The following is a 244-nucleotide window of genomic DNA, read 5'->3' as shown; positions in this document are numbered from 1 at the left end:
ATTAATCGCCGGAATGCCTTTTGCTGTTCGACCTAATTCAGGGATTTCATACCCTTTTAGGCGGTAGGCTTTCCCTTTGTTTGTGAAGACTAACACAGTATGGTGCGTGTTGGTCGTAAACAAGTGCTGGACAAAGTCGTCATCGTTCGTACCCATGCCCTGTACGCCTTTTCCGCCCCGTTTTTGAGCACGGTACGTAGAAATAGGCAGGCGTTTAATATAGCCGTTATGGGTAATAGTAATA

Annotated in this window: 1 protein-coding gene; it reads right to left on the bottom strand. The window is 45.9% G+C overall.

Annotated elements, in window-relative coordinates; all coding sequences use genetic code 11:
• Window positions 1-244 (bottom strand): DNA gyrase C-terminal beta-propeller domain-containing protein (locus CHH91_RS18875; RefSeq protein ID WP_141234238.1); only part of this gene is annotated, 244 nt, incomplete at both ends.

The organism is Virgibacillus sp. 7505 (assembly GCF_002272135.1).
Taxonomy (GTDB): domain Bacteria; phylum Bacillota; class Bacilli; order Bacillales; family Amphibacillaceae; genus Terribacillus.
The sequence above is the reverse complement of the archived record's forward strand: the minus strand, read 5'-3'. Positions and strand labels throughout refer to the sequence as shown.